Origin of the sequence: Psychrobacter sp. H7-1 (assembly GCF_904846585.1) — a bacterium.
In the GTDB taxonomy this organism is placed as follows: domain Bacteria; phylum Pseudomonadota; class Gammaproteobacteria; order Pseudomonadales; family Moraxellaceae; genus Psychrobacter; species Psychrobacter raelei.
Map to the genome: position 1 here is coordinate 1 of NZ_CAJHBH010000091.1, position 1,372 is coordinate 1,372.

Sequence of the window (1,372 nt, forward strand, 5' to 3'; positions counted from 1 at the left end):
CTAAGCTAAAACAGTATAGGGCGGTTGCCACTAGATTTGATAAGCTCAAGCAGAGTTATGAAAATACGGTCGCCCTTGCTTGTGCTTATATCTGGCTCAAATTATGAATGTTCAACACGCCCTAATGAATTTGGCACACTTGTTATAAAAAATCTACCTTTCGATCCCGTTTTGCCTAACACTCCGAACGACGGTAGGAGGCCTTATAACAAGCTTCCATTCTCAGAAGCTGTGTTGGCACTTATTGGCTGTCTAGCTGGAGATATTTTTTCCTACAGGGATGAAAAGGAAGGTTTGCTTATTCAAAATATCTGTCCTATACAAGGTCAAGAGTATAGGCAAGAAAATACTGGCTCAATGTTTTTGGAGTTTCATACAGAGGATAGTTTTCATCCTCTGCCACCTGATATTCTGATGTTATCTTGCTTGAGAGGCGATCGAACTAAAAAAGCTATTACTTGCACTGCTTGTATCGATCAAATCATACCTCTTTTGAAAGAAGAAACTTTAAATAAGCTCTTAGAATCTGTATTCACAATAAAATCTTCATCTTCTTTTAAAAATACAAAATATACAAAGCAGACTCCTATCGTTTATAAAGAGGAGGGGAAGTATTACTTGGTATTTGATCCCTCTGCTATGATGGCGTCAGACAAAGAATCAGAGGTTTTGTTGCAAACCGTATATAATTTACTTAGAGAGAATACTTACGGTATTTGTTTGGAACCAAATGAAGCTATTATTATAGATAATAGAAAAGCATGTCATGCACGTACTGGTTTTGTTCCTTTTTTTGATGGATATGATCGATGGTTACAAAGGATTTTTTTAACAAAGAATCTCGATAAATATGAAGATTTTTTCGTCCAAGGTACTAGGGTGGTAGATAACCGAAAATTACAGAGGTCTTAAAGTATGAGAATCATAGATAATTTCGAAGCTTTGGAAAATTTGGCTGGAAACAGAAAAAAAATACTTTTACTATTCTCAGGAGGATTGGATAGCTGTCATACTCTTTCAAAATTAAACTCCTTAAATTGGGAGGTAACTTTATTGCACATTGGCTTGGGTGAGCCACTTCCTAATACAATAGAAGTCGCTAAAAATATGAGCTTTGCGTATTATCATGAGGATGTAGTTGAAGAGTTCTGCAATAATTTCTTAGCCAAAGGAATCTATTGTAATGCAACTTACTATGGTGGTATGCCACTATCCTCTACTTTCACAAGGCCTCTAATAGCAAAAAAATGAACCGCCCCGGGATTGTCAGAGACTCATTTATCTGAGAGAATACGACAATGAAAACACGAAACTATACCCCCGAAATGAAAGAGCGCGCCGTCCGTATGCTAATTGAAGCTAAAGACGACTA

2 protein-coding genes and 1 pseudogene are annotated in these 1,372 nt (G+C 36.8%); all 3 read left to right on the forward strand.

The features are described from left to right. A pseudogene (locus JMX92_RS13270) lies at nucleotides 1-107 on the forward strand (IS5/IS1182 family transposase); the annotation flags it as partial. After that, entirely contained in the window at nucleotides 58-912 is an 855-nt protein-coding gene (locus tag JMX92_RS13275; RefSeq protein ID WP_227675386.1) for a TauD/TfdA family dioxygenase, read from the forward strand. The pseudogene JMX92_RS13270 and the gene JMX92_RS13275, both read left to right, overlap by 50 nt. A gap of 3 nt (nucleotides 913-915) precedes the next feature. Then, a complete protein-coding gene (locus JMX92_RS13280) occupies nucleotides 916-1,251 on the forward strand; it encodes an argininosuccinate synthase domain-containing protein (protein ID WP_201546144.1) in 336 nt (111 codons plus the stop codon). The last annotated feature ends 121 nt before the right edge of the window (nucleotides 1,252-1,372 follow it).